This window comes from Thalassospira sp. HJ, assembly GCF_000948415.1.
Lineage (GTDB): Bacteria > Pseudomonadota > Alphaproteobacteria > Rhodospirillales > Thalassospiraceae > Thalassospira.
Genome location: NZ_JYII01000015.1, coordinates 16,147 through 33,098 on the forward strand (window position 1 = coordinate 16,147; position 16,952 = coordinate 33,098).

At 54.3% G+C, this 16,952-nt stretch carries 14 protein-coding genes; 9 read left to right on the plus strand and 5 right to left on the minus strand.

Annotated features, from left to right (window positions below):
* The first annotated feature begins 45 nt into the window (after positions 1-45).
* From yajC to UF64_RS13125, 5 genes are all read left to right on the plus strand, one after another.
* Positions 46-423, plus strand: coding sequence for a preprotein translocase subunit YajC (yajC, locus tag UF64_RS13105; protein WP_044829074.1), 378 nt, complete (start codon positions 46-48; stop codon positions 421-423).
* A gap of 142 nt (positions 424-565) precedes the next feature.
* Positions 566-2,131 carry a protein translocase subunit SecD gene (secD, locus tag UF64_RS13110; RefSeq protein WP_044829193.1) on the plus strand — a complete coding sequence of 522 codons (1,566 nt, stop codon included), beginning with the start codon at positions 566-568 and terminating at the stop codon, positions 2,129-2,131.
* Positions 2,132-2,150: 19 nt separating this feature from the next.
* A complete protein-coding gene (gene secF / locus UF64_RS13115) occupies positions 2,151-3,080 on the plus strand; it encodes a protein translocase subunit SecF (protein ID WP_044829075.1) in 930 nt (309 codons plus the stop codon).
* Positions 3,081-3,242: 162 nt separating this feature from the next.
* Complete coding sequence (locus tag UF64_RS13120) at positions 3,243-4,154, plus strand: DMT family transporter (RefSeq protein WP_044829194.1); 912 nt, start codon at positions 3,243-3,245, stop codon at positions 4,152-4,154.
* A 53-nt stretch (positions 4,155-4,207) separates the two neighbouring features.
* Positions 4,208-4,588 carry an Mth938-like domain-containing protein gene (locus tag UF64_RS13125; RefSeq protein ID WP_044829076.1) on the plus strand — a complete coding sequence of 127 codons (381 nt, stop codon included), beginning with the start codon at positions 4,208-4,210 and terminating at the stop codon, positions 4,586-4,588.
* A 3-nt stretch (positions 4,589-4,591) separates the two neighbouring features.
* On the opposite strand, the gene UF64_RS13130 is transcribed toward UF64_RS13125, so the two are convergent.
* Positions 4,592-5,941 carry an FAD/NAD(P)-binding protein gene (locus UF64_RS13130; RefSeq protein ID WP_044829077.1) on the minus strand — a complete coding sequence of 450 codons (1,350 nt, stop codon included), beginning with the start codon at positions 5,939-5,941 and terminating at the stop codon, positions 4,592-4,594.
* Between the two features lie 108 nt (positions 5,942-6,049).
* On the opposite strand from UF64_RS13130, the gene UF64_RS13135 reads away from it, so the two are divergent.
* The 3 genes from UF64_RS13135 (at position 6,050) to UF64_RS13145 (ending at position 8,801) form a co-directional block, all read left to right on the plus strand.
* Complete coding sequence (locus UF64_RS13135) at positions 6,050-7,222, plus strand: mechanosensitive ion channel family protein (RefSeq protein ID WP_044829078.1); 1,173 nt, start codon at positions 6,050-6,052, stop codon at positions 7,220-7,222.
* Positions 7,223-7,227: 5 nt separating this feature from the next.
* Positions 7,228-8,073, plus strand: coding sequence for a phytoene/squalene synthase family protein (locus tag UF64_RS13140; protein ID WP_044829079.1), 846 nt, complete (start codon positions 7,228-7,230; stop codon positions 8,071-8,073).
* 158 nt (positions 8,074-8,231) lie between these two features.
* Entirely contained in the window at positions 8,232-8,801 is a 570-nt protein-coding gene (locus UF64_RS13145) for a hypothetical protein (RefSeq protein WP_044829195.1), read from the plus strand.
* Between the two features lie 57 nt (positions 8,802-8,858).
* Here UF64_RS13145 and trmFO read toward each other — a convergent pair whose 3' ends face one another.
* Complete coding sequence (trmFO, locus tag UF64_RS13150; RefSeq protein WP_044829196.1) at positions 8,859-10,205, minus strand: methylenetetrahydrofolate--tRNA-(uracil(54)-C(5))-methyltransferase (FADH(2)-oxidizing) TrmFO; 1,347 nt, start codon at positions 10,203-10,205, stop codon at positions 8,859-8,861.
* A gap of 202 nt (positions 10,206-10,407) precedes the next feature.
* Here trmFO and UF64_RS13155 point away from each other — a divergent pair, with 202 nt between their 5' ends.
* On the plus strand, positions 10,408-11,388 hold the full coding sequence (locus UF64_RS13155; protein ID WP_044829080.1) for a hypothetical protein: 981 nt from the start codon (positions 10,408-10,410) through the stop codon (positions 11,386-11,388).
* Between the two features lie 58 nt (positions 11,389-11,446).
* Here the strand turns inward: UF64_RS13155 and uvrA are convergent, their stop codons facing one another.
* The 3 genes from uvrA to nagA all read right to left on the minus strand — a co-directional run bounded on the left by uvrA (position 11,447) and on the right by nagA (position 16,869).
* Positions 11,447-14,275: an excinuclease ABC subunit UvrA gene (gene uvrA / locus UF64_RS13160; RefSeq protein WP_044829081.1), complete on the minus strand. Its 2,829-nt coding sequence runs from the start codon at positions 14,273-14,275 to the stop codon at positions 11,447-11,449.
* Between the two features lie 209 nt (positions 14,276-14,484).
* A complete protein-coding gene (gene fbaA, locus UF64_RS13165; protein WP_044829082.1) occupies positions 14,485-15,564 on the minus strand; it encodes a class II fructose-bisphosphate aldolase in 1,080 nt (359 codons plus the stop codon).
* A gap of 156 nt (positions 15,565-15,720) precedes the next feature.
* On the minus strand, positions 15,721-16,869 hold the full coding sequence (gene nagA, locus UF64_RS13170) for an N-acetylglucosamine-6-phosphate deacetylase (RefSeq protein WP_044829083.1): 1,149 nt from the start codon (positions 16,867-16,869) through the stop codon (positions 15,721-15,723).
* Positions 16,870-16,952: the final 83 nt, after the last annotated feature.

Below are 16,952 nucleotides of genomic sequence, written 5' to 3' on the forward strand. Positions count from 1 at the left end.
TTCCGGCAGTTGATATTTTTTGTTCTGAGGGATTAGGAGTTCCTAATGTTTATTTCGACGGCTTACGCTCAGGCCGCTGGTGGTGCAGATGGTGCGGGTGCGCTGATGCAGTTTGCGCCGCTGATCCTGATTTTTGTTGTTTTCTATTTCCTGCTTATTCGTCCTCAGCAGAAAAAGCAGAAAGAACATAAAGCAATGCTCGAAGCGATCCGTCGCGGCGACAAAATTGTCACCGCGGGTGGCCTGATTGGTACCGTTGCCAAGGTTGTTGGAGATGATGAACTGTCGGTCGAGATCGCTGATGGCGTCAAAGTCAAAGTAGCACGCGGCATGGTTTCCACGGTTCTTTCGAAAACCGAACCGGCCAAAAGCGACGCTAAAGAAGACAAAGAAGAAAAAGAAGAAGAGACCAAGAAAGACTGATCTCTTCGTATCAAGTGAGGCGGGGCACAAGGCTCCGCCTTCTTGCATTTTGCCGGTGGCCTGAAGCGGTACCAGATACCCGTTGTTCCAAGAACCTTGGAACCAGACCAAGGTTGACCCTGACAGATCCGGTCACAAAAACATGCTTTATTTTACCAAATGGAAAGCAGCACTGGTCCTTCTGGTGTGTGCATTGGGCGTCATTTATGCGGCGCCGAACTTCCTGCCGTCGGGCACGTTCCCGACTGAATCCAGTTACCTGCCGGGCAAGCAGATCAATCTTGGCCTGGACCTTCGTGGCGGCTCGCACATGTTGCTTGAAGTCGACACGGACAGTGTCCTGCGCGAACGTTATGATGCCCTTGCCGATGCAATCCGCACCGAACTGCGTCAGGAACAGATCCGTAACCGCCCACGTGAAGCCACAGAAAATGGTGCCGAAATCACCATTCTGCGGCCTGAAGATGTCGAAAAGGCCCGCGAAATTGCACGTACGGCTGAACCGAACACCGAACTGAGCGGCGAGGGTAACAACATCGTTGTCACCTATAACGAGGTTGCTTACCGCGAACTGATCGACCGTGCAATTGCACAGTCCCTCGAAGTTGTCCGTCGTCGTGTTGATGAACTGGGCACCACGGAACCATCAATCCAGCGTCAGGGCGAAAACCGTATCGTTGTTCAGGTGCCGGGTCTTGATGATCCGTCGCGCCTGCGTGCTATCCTTGGCCGTACTGCAAAGATGAACTTCCATCTTGTGAACAACGAGAAAACCGCCGCTGATGCGCGTGCAACCGGTCTTCCGCCGGGAACCATGATCCTGCCGTCGGCAGATGAGGGTGACGGTATCCGCGAATATCTGATTGATCGCCGAATTGTTGTGTCGGGCGACAACCTTGTTGATTCCCAGCCGACCTTCAGCGACGGCCGCCCGGTTGTATCATTCCGCTTTGATGCGGCCGGTGGTGCGCGCTTTGGCGATATCACCAGCAAAAATTCAGGTCGTGGCCTTGCCATCGTTCTTGATGGCGAAGTGATTTCCGCACCGCGCATCAATGAACCGATCCTTGGGGGTAATGGCATCATTACCGGCCAGTTCAGCGTTCAGGAAGCCAACGATCTTTCGCTTCTGCTGCGTGCTGGTGCCTTGCCGGCACCGATGCAGATCCTTGAAGAACGTTCGGTTGGTCCGGGCCTTGGTCAGGATTCGGTCGAGGCAGGTGAGTTCGCCGCCATCCTTGGTCTGGTCTTCGTGATTGCCTTCATGGTGATAAGCTATGGCCGATTTGGCATTTATGCCGATATCGCGCTGATGATGAACCTGATTCTGGTTTTGGCGGTGATGTCAGTTCTTCAGGCGACGCTGACCCTGCCGGGGATTGCGGGTATTGTTCTGACAGTCGGTATGGCGGTTGACGCCAACGTCCTGATCTTTGAACGCATCCGTGAGGAACGGCGAAACGGGCGATCGATCATCAACTCGATTGATGCTGGTTATCGCAGCGCCATGTCGACCATTCTTGATGCCAACATCACGACCCTTATTGCAGCGCTTGTGCTATTCAGCTTCGGCTCTGGCCCGATCAAGGGCTTTGCCGTGACACTGGCGATCGGGATTATCACCTCGATGTTCTCGGCGATCTGGCTGACCCGTTTGCTGATTGCGACCTGGGTCAAGCGCAGCCGTCCGACCGAGCTGGTTATTTAAGGAAGGGAACAGGGAAGATATGAAACCATTGCATCTTATCCCGGATGACGTGAACGTCCCGTTCCTTAAATTCCGGAAGATTTTCTATATCGTGTCTTTGGTAATGGTGCTGGCATCTGTTGGCATGTTCTTTACCAAGGGACTTAACTTTGGCATCGATTTCCGTGGCGGTATTCTGGTCGAAATCAAGACCAATGGCCCGGCAGATATCAATGCGCTGCGCGACAATCTTGGCAGTCTTGGTCTGGGTGATGTTTCCATTCAGGAATTCGGCGAGCCGGATGACGTCCTGATCCAGTTGCAGCGTCAGGATGGCGAAGAAGAAGCCCAGATGGCGGCCCTTGCTGCTGTCACCAAGGCCCTTGGTGAAGATGTCACCATCCGCAGAAGCGAGCTTGTCGGTCCGAAAGTCGGTAGCGAGCTTAAGGAAGCTGGCGTTTATTCGGTCGTGATCTCGCTGTTCCTGATCATGGTCTATATCTGGATCCGGTTTGAATGGCAGTTTGCTATCGCATCTGTTGCAGCCTTGCTCCATGACGTGCTGATCACCATCGGCTTCTTTGTCATTACCGGTGTGCAATTCGATCTGGCAACCTTGGCGGCGGTCCTGACAGTTGCCGGTTATTCGATCAACGATACCGTCGTTGTCTTTGACCGTATCCGCGAATATCTGCGCAAGTTCCGCAAGATGGAAATTCCGGATCTTCTGGATCTGTCGATAAACTCGACGCTTGCCCGTACGACCATGACGTCCTTTACCACGTTGCTGGCGCTGATTGCGTTGTTCGTGTTCGGTGGTGAAGCCATCCGTGGTTTCACCATGGCATTGATCTTTGGCATCGTGATCGGGACCTATTCGTCGATCTGTGTGGCATCACCGCTGCTGGTGGTCCTGCGCCTTAAGCGAAAGATCCCCGAAGCAGAAGAGGGTCAGGAAGCCAACGCCTGATCGCCTGATCCATAGGGTCGAATTTATAGACATTTACACTGTGGCCGGGTTTGTGAGAAAACAAACCCGGCCATTTCTTTTGGGGGATTTGATCGTTAGCGGTCTTTAACTTCCGTCTCTGGAGTGCCGATAAAAAAGTCCCTTAAAAACTGGCGGCAACCGATGACCCCCCATATTGCTTCGAACCCCGAACATCGCGCAAATCTGATCGGCAGCATCTGGATGATGGCAGCCATGGTGGCGTTTTCTTTTGAGGATGCGTTTGTCAAGGCAGTCTCAGAGAGCCACGCTGTTGGGCAGGTGTTGGTAGTGTTTGGGGTTGGTGGGGCGCTGCTGTTTGCGGTTGTCGCCCGGATCAATAAGAAGCGTTTGCTTAATCCTGACGTCCTGTCGCGTGCCATGGGCATAAGAATCGTTTTTGAAGTGATTGGAAGGTTGTTTTATGTCCTCGCACTGGCGCTAACCCCGCTTTCATCGACGACCGCCATTCTTCAGGCGACGCCGATTATCGTCGTTCTTGGAGCGGCGATCCTGTTTGGCGAAAAGGTGGGTTGGCGAAGATGGACCGCAATCATCATCGGATTGATCGGCGTCTTGATCATTTTGCGTCCAACCGCTGACAGCTTTTCAGCGTTATCCTTGCTTGCCGTGATAGGCACAATCGGCTTTGCCGGGCGCGATCTTGCCAGCCGTGCCGCACCTGTATCACTCAGCACGTCGATTCTTGGTTTCTATGGCTTTGTGGCCATTATTCTGGCCGGCATCGTGTTTTCCATTTGGGACGGCAAAGCGTTCACGTGGATGAATACAGAAAGCACGTTGTATTTCGTTGGCGCAATCCTGATGGGGGCGTTTGCCTACGCGGCCTTGATGAAAGCAATGCGCACCGGTGATGTTTCCGCCGTTACGCCATTTCGGTACACCCGCTTGTTGTTTGGTATCGCATTGGGCATGATCCTGTTCGGCGAAAAGCCCGATATGTTCATGATCATCGGCTGCGGCATCGTCGTTTTGTCCGGGTTGTTCATTTTGTGGCGCAGAAAAATTACCGAAGAGCACCTCGACACCCGGTAAAATTCGGACTAAGTCCAAACCAACTTGAATGAACGACGGCGAATGGGGCCAATATGTCTCTTGAAGTAAGTACCTTGGTTGCCGAGGGTAGCAAAATGGTCACCAGCTATGGTGATGGTCTGTTCCGTTTTGGCGAAGAGACGGTCACGGGCTCGATCCTGCTGTTTCCCGAATCTGTTTATTCGTGGAACGTGACGAAGGCTGAGGACATTACGCCAGAATCGTTTTCGCGCGTGATCGACAAGGCAGATGATATCGAAATCCTGTTGCTGGGCATGGGGTCGCGTTTGACCCAGGTGCCGATGGCCTGGCGTCAGGTGCTTAAGCCGCACGGGATTGTCATCGAGCCAATGGATACCGGGGCGGCATGTCGGACCTATAACGTGCTGGTGTCCGAAGCACGCCGTGTTGCGGCGGCGATGATTGCGGTCTGAGTTTCAGGCAAAGAACTTCTGCAATTCATGACGAGTATCAAGCACGCTTGAAAACAGCGCGGCTGGTCCCGGTGCCTGATCCACCGGGAAAACATCCCCACAGAGAAACACATTTTTCCATGGCGCGCGCAGTTGCTGCCGTGCGGCTGCCATTCCCGGTGTCATTTCGGGGAACGGGGCCTCTGCGTGGATAAACAGATGATTGGGGTGTAACGCATTTTCTGCGTTATCTGCACGGGTTTGCAGATCAAGATTAAGATACTGATCACATAGCCAGACACAACGTTGCCAGACCAACTGGGCAAATTGATCAGCGTTCTGGGTATCGTGAAGCTGCATGCTGTTGTTCAGATTGACCTGCAGATGCCGGCGATTGCAGTAAATCGCGCGCACGATGTCATCGCTGACAAACAGGGCACGCGGCTCGGCAAATGCCTTGCGCATTTCAAAGGTCATGCTGCGACGATGTGCCGGTGCCGGGGAAATGCCAATATCGGGCACCGCATCACATAACGGCTTGGGATGCAGCGCCAAAACAACCGCATCATCGGGTTTCAGAACGATCTGACTGTCATCTTCAAACAAAAGATCGGTGGCGTAATCCGACGTACTGTCAATGTCACCCAGTTTCGTTTGTCCCTTGATCATACCGCCAGCCGCAAGAAACCGTTCGCGCAAGGCGGGCAGGGCAATGTCATTGAGGATGATCGGATCAATGGCCGAAAACACCGGCTCATGGCTTTTGGCCAAAATGGCGCGCAGTCTTGGTACCAGAACCCGCCCCAAAAGCGCCTTTGAGCATCGATGTGCCGGCATCGAAAACAGCACTTCGGCGAGAACCGTCAAGGCATCACGGTGATAGGTGCCCGGTTGATTGGCTTTGTCGTCTGCCTCAAACGTCCCTGATGACAGGGTGCTGTCGACACGGTTTTCCTCGCTGGCAAATCGTTGCTGCCACATGGTGAGCGCAGTATAGGCGCGTGCGGCAAAACCGATCCGCCGAGAAATCAGGGCACGAGATATCCCATGATCCAGCGAAACGATGGCCGGTTTGCGTCGTCCACGCTTCAACCCCATGACGCAATGGGCGGGGCGGATCAGCTTTTGGGGGATTTCAGGATAGCGGGCGAAAAAGTCTGCGACCAGTCCGTTCGGATCATAGAATATTTCCGGTTCGGCCGTCTTGTGGCTTTCTGGTGCGGTATGCATACCGCGTGTCCAGCGGCTTTCAAATGGCTCTGCCTCGTCATAAAGCGTTACGTTAAAGCCGTCCTCGGCCATACAGGTGGCGAGAGCCGAACCGGCAAGGCCGCCGCCAATAACGTGTAAGCTTCCCGACGCAAATGATGCCATATGCCTGAGCCAATTTAGTTGTTATACAAAGGCCAGAGAACGATGTGCTACATAGTCGTACCAAGTCAGAAGTCGTAATAACCTTAACATCAGAACAGCTTACAAGCCATGGATGAAATAACGACCGAACTGGACAACCTGAACGAAGAAGTTATCGGCCACATGAATACGTGGGTCGATATGCTTGGCGGCGGGGAGATCGGAAGGCTTGTTGGTGCTGCGCTGGTGCTGCTGGTTTTCTTCATTTTCAAACGAGTGCTCGTGCGCGGTGCGCTGGGTATTTTACGCCGGATTGCACAGCAACGTTCTGAGAGCATGATGGGCAATGTGCTTGATGCCTTTGCGTTGCCCTTGCAGGCGCTATTCATGCTGCTTGGGGTCTATTTCGCGACCGAGGTGTTGGCACTTCCCGAGGAAATCGATGCTGTTGCTGTTGAAGCAATTTCTGTCGCGGCTGCTTTTTGCATCTTCTGGGCACTCTTCCGTGCGGTTGAGCCGTTGGGCGTATCGCTTAATCGGCTGGTTGGCCGTTTTGGCGCCGGATTGGGCGATGACCTCCGTCAGTTCTTTATCCGCGGTGTAAAGACCCTGATCGTTGTGATTGGCGGCGTCATTATTCTGGAAAACTGGGGCATTGATGTTTCAGCCTTCCTTGGTGGCCTTGGTTTGGCCGGGATGGCTGTCGCATTGGCGGCCAAGGATTCTGTTGCCAATATCTTTGGCGGTCTGACGATTTTTGCCGACAACCTCTATAAACGCGGTGACTGGATTGAAACGCCACACTTTGAAGGAACCGTTGAGGTCGTCGGCTTGCGCGCAACCAAGGTCCGCACCTTTGCCAAGGCGCTGGTGACCATGCCCAACGCGCAGATTGTCGATTCTCCGGTGATCAACTGGTCACGAATGACCCATCGCCGGATCAAGATGGTGATCGGTCTTGAGTACCGGACAACCGCCAAACAGATGGAAGCCATCGTCGACAAACTGCGCGACTTCCTGAAAAACGATGAAGACGTTGCGCAGACGGAAGTTGCCCAGATGGTGCATCTGTCTGACTTCGGCGCAAGTTCGATCAATATCGATCTGTATTACTTCACCACCACGACCGACTGGGTGACCTGGCGCGACATCCGCAATCGCCACATCATTGCTTTCAAGCGCATTGTAGAGGAAGAGGGGGCGGCTTTCGCCTTCCCGTCGCAATCTCTATATGTTGAAAGCATGCCGGAATTCACCAACAACACCGATAACGATCAACGTTCCGAACGTAAGATCGGATAGGATAAATGACCGATACGCCCAAGCTTTCACATTGTGCCGACTATGTCCGGCGCCATGACCGTGACCGGTTCCTGTGCGCGCTGTTCGCGGCACCGGAAAAACGCGAATCCCTGTTCACGCTCTATGCCTTTAATCAGGAAGTCTCCAAAACCCGCGAGATGGTCAGCGAAGTCATGCTGGGCCATATCCGCCTGCAATGGTGGCGCGACACCCTGATCGAACTGGGCGAGGGGCAGGTACGCAAACACGAAGTCGTCGAACCACTGGCCGAACTGGTCAAGGACGGGTATCTCGACATCAAAGATCTCGAAGCCATCGTTGCTGCGCGCGAATTTGACCTCGAAGACCGCCAACCGGCCACCCAGCAGGAACTTGATCGTTATATCGATCAGACCTCCGGGCAGGTCAGTGTTCTGGCATCACGGCTGCTTGGCGCCAATGACGCGGATGCAGACCATGCGGCACGCCTTGCCGGTAACGCGTATGGCTTGATGGGCATCCTGCGGGCCATCGTGTTCCATGGCCGTTCCAAGCGCCTTTATCTGCCGAAAGACAGAATGGACCATCACGAAGTCGCGCAAGGCGATGTTTTCGAGTTCCGCAAGAAACAGGAAATTCGCGACTTCATCCGTGAACTGGCGGATTTGGCCCGCTCCCGTATTGATGAGGCCCGCAAACATCGCCGTGCGTTGCCAAAGCGGGCCCACGCTGCAGCACTGCCGGTGGTCCTTGCCGATGGTTACTTGCGCAAGCTTACCAAGGCCGGCTTTGATCCGTTTTCGGCCGAGTTCGGTTTGGCGCGCCCGGCGAGTGTTCGTTTGACCTTAAATGGCATGCTCAAGAGATATTGATCAGACGTGGCTTGCCACATGACTATCACAAAAATATCTCTTAAGGTGACGACAAAGGTCAGGACAGAGTTGAACTGTCCGTGGTAGCGTCGATAACGCCTTGATATTGAGCACAAGATGCGGGCATAGCCGACATGAGGACCAAGATGGCACATTTGATGACATTCACCCGGAAACGATGGTTTGACAGCCTGATGTTTGTCGGCGTCCTGTGCCTATCCTTTATCGTGCTTTCTCAGGCCCGTGCCGCAAGCATCGAGCCATTTGTGGGGTCCTATCACGGCACGACCATCGAACACGCCGAAAACGAATTGCAGGCCCGTGATCTTGACGTCGTGATCAAGGAAACCGAACGCGGTTTTGTCGTCGATTGGTCTACGGTCATTCACAAAACCGACGGCCGCGAAAAGACGGTATCGCTTGATGTCGAGTTCTATGCCACCGAACGTTCCGACATTTATGGCAGTGCCATGCGTTCGGGCCTGTTTGGCAAACGTGTTCCCAATGATCCGCTAAAAGGTGAGCCATTCTTCTGGGCGCGGATTGTTGACAAGACCCTGACCATTCATGCGCTTTATATCAATGATGAAGGCGGCTACGAGATGCAGGTTTACAAGCGGACGCTTGACGATGATGGCAACCTTGATCTGATCTTTCGCCGGTTCCGCGATGGGGAACAAATTCGCGATGTGACCGGCAAGTTGGAACGTCAGCCCAATCGGTACTGATCCATCATTTCGCCCAAACAAAAAAGCCGCATCGAATGTGATGCGGCTTTTCTTATATCAGGCGGCATTTACCGTGCTGAGCCATTCATCAAACAGCGGAATGGCACGGTCGCTATACAGCTTTTTGCGATCACGGCCTTTGACGCGTTTCTTAAGCTCAAGATCCGGGAACAGGCCGAAATTCACATTCATCGGCTGGAAGGTGCTTTCATCCGCACCACCGGTAATGTGGTTCAAAAGGGCACCCATCGCGGTTGCAAGCGGCGGGGCCGGGATGGTCTTGCCGGCTTTCTCGGCCGCAGTGAACCGACCCACCATCAGGCCGACGGCCGCACTTTCAACATATCCCTCACAACCGGTAATCTGGCCGGCAAAGCGAAGGTCAGGGCGTGATTTCAGGCGCAGCGTACCATCTAGAAGACGCGGCGAATTCAGGAAGGTGTTTCGGTGAATACCGCCCAGACGGGCGAATTCCGCGTTTTCAAGGCCCGGAATGGTCCGGAACACGTCGGCCTGTGCGCCGTATTTCAGTTTGGTCTGAAAACCGACCATGTTGTAAAGCGTACCAAGCGCATTGTCCTGGCGCAGCTGAACGATCGCACGCGGCTTTTGTGTCGGGTTGTGCGGGTTGGTCAGGCCAACCGGCTTCATCGGTCCGTGACGCAGGGTTTCACGTCCACGCTCCGCCATGACCTCGATTGGCAGACATCCGTCGAAATAGGGCGTGTCTTCTTCCCATTCCTTGAATTCGGTTTTTTCGCCTTCGATCAGGGCATCGATGAAGCGGTTATATTCATCTTCATACATCGGGCAGTTGATGTAGTCCTTTCCGTCGCCCTTGTCATAACGCGACTGGAACCATGCCTTGTCGAAATCAATGCTGTCCTTGTAGACGATCGGCGCGATGGCATCAAAGAAAGCAAGGCTTTCCTCGCCAGTTGCCTTGCGGATGGCATCGGCCAATGCACCGGATGTCAGTGGCCCGGTTGCGATGATGGTTTGTTCCCATTCCTCTGGCGGAAGGCCATCAATCTCGCCGCGTTCCATCGTCACCAGTGGATGGTTTTCAAGCGCGTTTGTCACTGCCTCGGAAAAACCTTCGCGGTCAACGGCCAGCGCACCACCCGCAGGCACCTTGTGCTGATCAGCACAGCGCATGATGATTGATCCGGCACGGCGCATTTCATCATGGATCAGGCCGACGGCATTGTATTCCTTGTCGTCTGACCGGAACGAGTTCGAACAGACCAGTTCCGCACATTTGTCGGTATGGTGCGCATCGGTCGGACGGGTCGGGCGCATTTCGTGCAGGATGACAGGCACAGCGGCTTCTGCCAATTGCCAGGCGGCTTCGCTGCCAGCCAGACCAGCACCGATAATATGAACAGGCTTGACCGTATTCACGCGTGCGAACTCCTTGCCAGAGTGGGTTTTGATAATCTGGCACACACATAGCGGTGCAAGGGGGCAGATTTCAAGTCAATTGCACGCGAAGACTACAAACGAGATCACATCGCGGCATGATGGACAGAATTTTTCACAATGCCACATCCAGTCCGTCTTAAAGGCCAGAGCCGTTCTGTCCCGATAACGCGAAGATGGCATCATGAGTTACCCGCATCATCCCTATGGTTACGAACCCACGCATTGCCCGGTCATCGGTCTTGTGCCGCGCAGACGGCATATAATAGATGTCGAGTGCATCGAGGCGCGTGAAGAGCAGGAAACTGAAGGCGAAGATGCCAAACCTGAACCGCAAGAGCGTCGACTGGGTTTCCCGTTCGGTTGCGTGGGCGAGGGCGGCTTTGGTCCGGCGGATATCGAAGGCATGATTGAATATGTGGTCGCCACGCGTCAGGGGTGGCGGTCCTCATTGGTAATCCGGTCATTTTTGCGCTGGTGGCGCGACGATGAAGACGCCAATAACAAGGCAATCCAGGATCGCAAGCAATCCGATGCCATTATCATGTTGCTAGCACTTAATCAGGGTCGCGACGGCTTTGTGCAGGGTTATCTGCATGACCTCAAACACGAACAGCATGACCGACCCAAACCGCTTCCGGCGCCCAACCCTGTCGAACAGGCCTTCAACCGAAGTCTTCGGATCGCTGCACTCGCACTGGCATTGTCACCAATTGTTCTGGTATTTGCCGTTCTGCTGTTTGTTCAGGTCGATAACATCATCAGCGTCGGCAGCGGCAAGGTGTTTGGTTTCAGCTATGACCTTTTGTTCGTGGTCGGCAGTTTCGGTGCAATCGGCGCGCTGACCAGCATGATGATGCGGTTGGGCAAGGATGTGCCATGGGATGAAATGGAACCGGCATCGGTGTTCTTTAATTTCCTGTTCCGGCCCTGCATGGGGTTCTGTTTTGCAATCATCGTGCTTCTAGCGTTGCGGGCAGGGATGTTGCCCATCCCGCTTGACGAGTTGCACAAGCTTGATGACCTTGACCAGATCAGTCAGTCCGCCGCTGCTGGTCAGCAGATATCCATCGTCCTGGTCTTTGCCTTCCTGTCCGGGTTTAGTGAGCGGCTGAGTACCGCATTGGTCAAACGGGTCGAAGACAGGGTCACGCATTCGGGCTAGGGATGCCTGAAGCCGACCCAAATACAAGAAAGGGCAGCTCGGAGCTGCCCTTTTTGTTCTATTCCAGACCGAGATGGCGTTTCAGATAACGCCCAGTATAGCTGCGCTCATTGCTCATGATGTCTTCCGGTGTCCCGGTGCCAACCAACTGGCCGCCGCCATCGCCACCTTCGGGGCCGATATCGATGATCCAGTCGGCCGTCTTGATGACATCAAGGTTATGTTCAATCACAACTACCGTATTGCCCTGATCAACAAGGGTATGCAGCACTTCAAGAAGCTTGCGAATATCATGGAAATGCAGACCCGTTGTCGGCTCATCCAGGATATAGATCGTTCGACCTGTTGCGCGTTTTGACAGTTCCTTGGCAAGCTTCACGCGTTGGGCTTCGCCGCCGGACAATGTCGTCGCCTGCTGGCCCAGGTGGATGTAGGAAAGCCCCACCTGTTTAAGGGTCTCCATCTTGTCGCGGATCGATGGCACGGCCTTGAAGAAATCCGCACCTTCTTCGACTGTCATATCAAGGACATCGGATATCGATTTGCCTTTAAACGATATTTCCAGCGTTTCACGGTTATAGCGATGGCCTTTGCACTGATCGCATTCGACATAAACATCCGGCAGGAAGTGCATTTCGATCTTGATCACGCCATCGCCCTGGCAGGCCTCACAACGGCCGCCCTTGACGTTGAACGAGAACCGACCGGGTTTGTATCCGCGTGTTTTCGCCTCTGGCAATTGGGCGAACCATTCGCGGATCGGCGTGAAGGCACCTGTATAGGTCACCGGGTTCGACCGCGGCGTTCTGCCAATCGGGCTTTGGTCGATATCAATGATCTTGTCGATCAGCTCGACACCCTTGATCTCGTCATGTGCGCCCGGATGGTGGCGGGCATTGTGCATCCGCTTGGCCAGCGCCTTATAAAGCGTTTCGATCACTAGGCTCGATTTTCCGCCACCGGAAACGCCAGTCACGCAAATGAATTTACCGAGCGGGAAGTCGACATCAATGCCCTGAAGGTTGTTGGCCGTGGCCCCCTTGATGGTGATGGCCTTGCCATTGCCCTTGCGGCGCTCCTTGGGCACTGCGATCTGCTCAACCCCGACAAGGTACTTACCTGTCAAGCTATCCGGGTTTTGCTGGATCTGTTCCGGCGTGCCTTCGGCGACGATACGGCCACCATGAATGCCAGCACCCGGGCCCATATCAACGACGTAGTCGGCGGCGCGAATGGCATCCTCGTCATGTTCGACAACCAGAACCGTGTTACCGAGATCGCGCAGGCGTTTGAGGGTTTCAAGCAGGCGATCGTTGTCACGCTGATGCAGACCAATCGACGGTTCATCAAGCACATATAAAACACCCGTCAGGCCAGACCCGATCTGCGATGCCAGACGGATGCGCTGACTTTCGCCGCCCGATAGCGTGCCGGATGTGCGTGACATCGAAAGATAATCCAGACCGACATCGCGCAGGAAACGCAGGCGATCATTGATTTCACGCAGGATACGGCGCGCAATTTCGGTCTCTTTCTCGTTCAGTTTGTCTTCCAGTGCCAGGAACCAGTCACCGGCCTTGGCAATCGAAAGGTCGGTCACCTGTGAGATATCACAACCATCGACCTTAACCGCCAGTGCCTCGGGCTTCAGGCGTTTGCCAGAGCAGGTCGGGCAGTTCGACACCATCTGATATTTCGACAGTTCGTCACGGGCCCACTGGCTGTCGGTTTCGCGCCAGCGACGCGACATATTGGGAATGACTCCTTCGAACGGACGCGAAACCTTGTAGCTGCGCGAACCATCGTCATAGGTCACCGTGACTTCCTCGTCACCGGAACCGTGCAGGATGATATCCTGTGCTTTCTTGGGAAGTTTTTCCCACGCGACATTGGTCTTGAAGCCGAAATGCTTGGCAACCGATTTCAGGGTCTGCAGATAGTATTTCGATGTCGTGCTGGCCCAGGGTGCTACTGCACCGTCTTCAAGTGTCTTGCTTTCATCGGGCACAACCAGCATCGGGTCGAACTCCATCTGGGTACCCAAGCCATCACAGGCCGGGCAGGCACCAAACGGGTTGTTAAATGAAAACAGGCGAGGTTCGATTTCCTCGATGGTAAAACCGGAAACCGGGCAGGCGAACTTTGCCGAAAATACGGTGGTTTCACCGGTTTTGGCATCCTCGGTCAGGACGATACCGTCAGTGAGCTCGAGGGCTGTCTCAAAGCTGTCTGCAAGACGCGTTGAAATACCTTCCTTGACGATCAGGCGGTCGACCACGACGGAAATGTCGTGCTTGAGCTTCTTGTTAAGTTCCGGTGCTTCATCGATGTCATACATCTCGCCATCGATCTTGACGCGCTGGAAACCGCGCGCGCGCAATTCGCGCAGTTCCTTTTTGTATTCGCCCTTACGGCCGCGCACGATCGGGGCCAGTAGATAAAGGCGCGTACCTTCATCCATTTCCATGACACGGTCGACCATCTGCGACACGGTCTGGCTGACAATCGGTAGACCTGTTGCGGGAGAATAGGGGATACCGACACGTGCCCAAAGCAGACGCATATAGTCATAAATCTCGGTCACGGTACCGACGGTCGAGCGCGGGTTCTTCGATGTCGTTTTCTGTTCGATGGAAATTGCCGGCGACAGGCCGTCGATATATTCAACATCGGGCTTTTGCATCAGTTCAAGGAACTGGCGCGCATAGGCCGACAGGCTTTCGACATAGCGGCGCTGGCCTTCGGCATAGATCGTGTCAAACGCGAGCGAGCTTTTGCCAGATCCCGACAGGCCCGTAATCACCACAAGGGAATCGCGCGGCAGTTCAACATCAATGTTCTGAAGATTGTGTTCTTTCGCACCGCGAACCGAAATTTTCGTCAGCATGTCGGGCCTTTTGTTCCTGAATTGTTCGGAAAGTGTATAGAGGAGCCAAACGCTATACGCAAGCACACCCCTGACAGTTCCTGTCAGTATTTGTCAGGAGACTGTCAATTAACAATCCCGCGCATGATGGAGCCACGAAAAAGCCCGCCGAACAAGACCGGCGGGCTTCATAAATCCTGTGACCATACGGGTCGGATGTTTTTTCAGGCTTAGCCTTTGGTAACCGAACGACCGGTTGCCCCAAGGTCCTTGAAAGCTTCTTCGAGGCGGGCTGCCATCGACAGTTCGGCTTCGCGGATCCAGACGCGCGGATCGTACTGCTTTTTGTAAGGCTGATCGGTTTCCGGATCGACCTGATACTTGAACGCACGATCGTTGGCTTCGACATATTCGCCAACCGGACGGGCATAGGCGAATTGGGTATCGGTATCGATATTCATCTTGAAGCAGCCATAGCTGACGGCTTCTTCGATTTTCTCTTTTTCGGAACCGGAACCACCATGGAAGACGAAGTCGAGCGGACGGTCACCAAGACCATGCTTCTCGGCGACATACTTCTGGCTTTCGAGAAGGATTTCCGGGCGCAGCTTGACGTTGCCCGGCTTGTAAACGCCGTGCACGTTGCCAAATGCCGCCGCGACAGAGAAGTGACCCAGCGGGGAAAGACGACGATAAGCTTCTTCGACTTCTTCCGGACGGGTGTAAAGGCGCGGATCAATCTCGTCGACCGAGGTATCAAGCTCCTGACCGATACCGTCTTCTTCACCGCCGGTAACGCCAAGTTCAATCTCAAGGCTCATCTCGATTGCCGACATCCGTTTCAGGAAGGTCTCGCAGGTTGCGAGGTTGTCTTCAACGGACTCTTCGGAAAGATCAAGCATGTGGGAGCTGTAAAGCGCCTTGCCGGTTTCAGCATAGGCCTTTTCGCTCCATTTCAGCATCTCGTCGACCCAAGGCACGAACTTGCGGTTCGCGTGGTCGGTATGCATGACAACAGCAACGCCGTAGTGTTCGGCCAGAAGCTGCGCATGACGGGCAGCAGAAACAGCGCCCAAAACACGGGCCGCAGCAGCGTCCTTGATGCCCTTACCGGCGAAGAACTGTGCACCACCATTCGACAGCTGAATGATAATATCAGAACCGGCATTTGCAGCAGCTTCAAGGGCCGCATTCATCGTGCTCGACGAAGTAATATTGACGGCGGGAAGAGCGTAACCGTCCTGCTTGCAAGCAGCGACGAGTTCGCGGTAGGCAGCACCGGTAATAACACCGGGTTTAACGGAAGGCATGTGGGTACTCCTCCTGGGGGTCAGAGTAAAAACAGATCAACAGCAAAATCTCCTGAGGATCGTGCTTACAAACTGTTACAGAGCCCAATGCATCTTCGAAATACCGTCCGAGGTCAAGGCTTTCCGTCATAGACTTTCGGAAAATCTCACCTTTCCTCAAACGTGGGTCAATCGGGCTCCCTTGACCCAGCTTTGTGTAACAGTGAACTGATCATCAAACAGAATCATGTCAGCCTGATGTCCGGGCAACAGTCGCCCGATAATATGATCCAGTCCCAGAAACTCTGCTGGATAAAGTGATGCCATCCGAAGCGCCTCATCAAGCCCGATTTCGGCCATTTTCACACAGTTGCGTACAGCAGAAATCATATCAAGGTCCGAGCCTGCCAATGTGCCATCGGCAAGCGCGCAACGTCCGTCGACGGCGATGATTTCCTCATCCCCCAGCTTAAAGCGTTTATCAGCTGCACCGACCGTCGGCATCGCATCGGTCACCAGCATCATCTTGCCCCGGGCTTTGGCGCGCACAGCGACCTTGATCACGGACGGATGAACATGAAACCCGTCGGCAATCAGGCCGCACCACGTTCTGTCATCTGAAAGCGCTGCCCCAACCACGCCCGGTTCTCGATGGGTCAGGGGGCTCATGGCGTTAAACAGATGCGTGAAGCCTTGCATGCCTTCGCCAATCGCGGCCATGATATCTTCATAACGACCTGCCGTATGCCCGGCACAGACAAGAATGCCCTTGGCGACCAACTTTGCAATGGCACCGGGCTCGATATTTTCCGGTGCCAAAGTGACAAGTGTCCGGCTATTGCGCAGGCCTGATAGCAACTCAATAGCGTCATCTTCCATCGGGCGGATCTGATCGGCCGGATGGACGCCGCGTCGCTCGCGGTTAAGGTAAGGCCCCTCGAGGTGGATGCCGACCACACCCGGAACACCTTCATCAAGCGCTTGCTGAACGGCAGCGATGGCGGCTTCCATCTTTGCGCGGGTATCTGTGATCAGCGTCGGCAACATCGCCGTGGTGCCAAACCGGCGATGCGCATTGACGATCATCTTGATGCTTTCGACATCCGGCGCGTCATTAAGCAAAACACCGCCACCACCATTAACCTGAACATCAATCAAGCCGGGGGCGAGGATCTGGTTGCCCGCATCAATGACATCTATGCCAGACGGGATCTCCGTTTCTGGGAGTAGGGCTTCAATCATCCCGTCTCGGACGACAACCGCTTTATCGGTATGGAAATCGCTACCATCGAAAACCCGGGCGTTGAAAATTGCAAATCTGGTCATTAGTCTTCCGGTCCATATCTCGGATGGCGAATAAGTGGGGCGTGCGGACATTGCTGGCGCGCAAACCGGAGTTCGCAGAACCT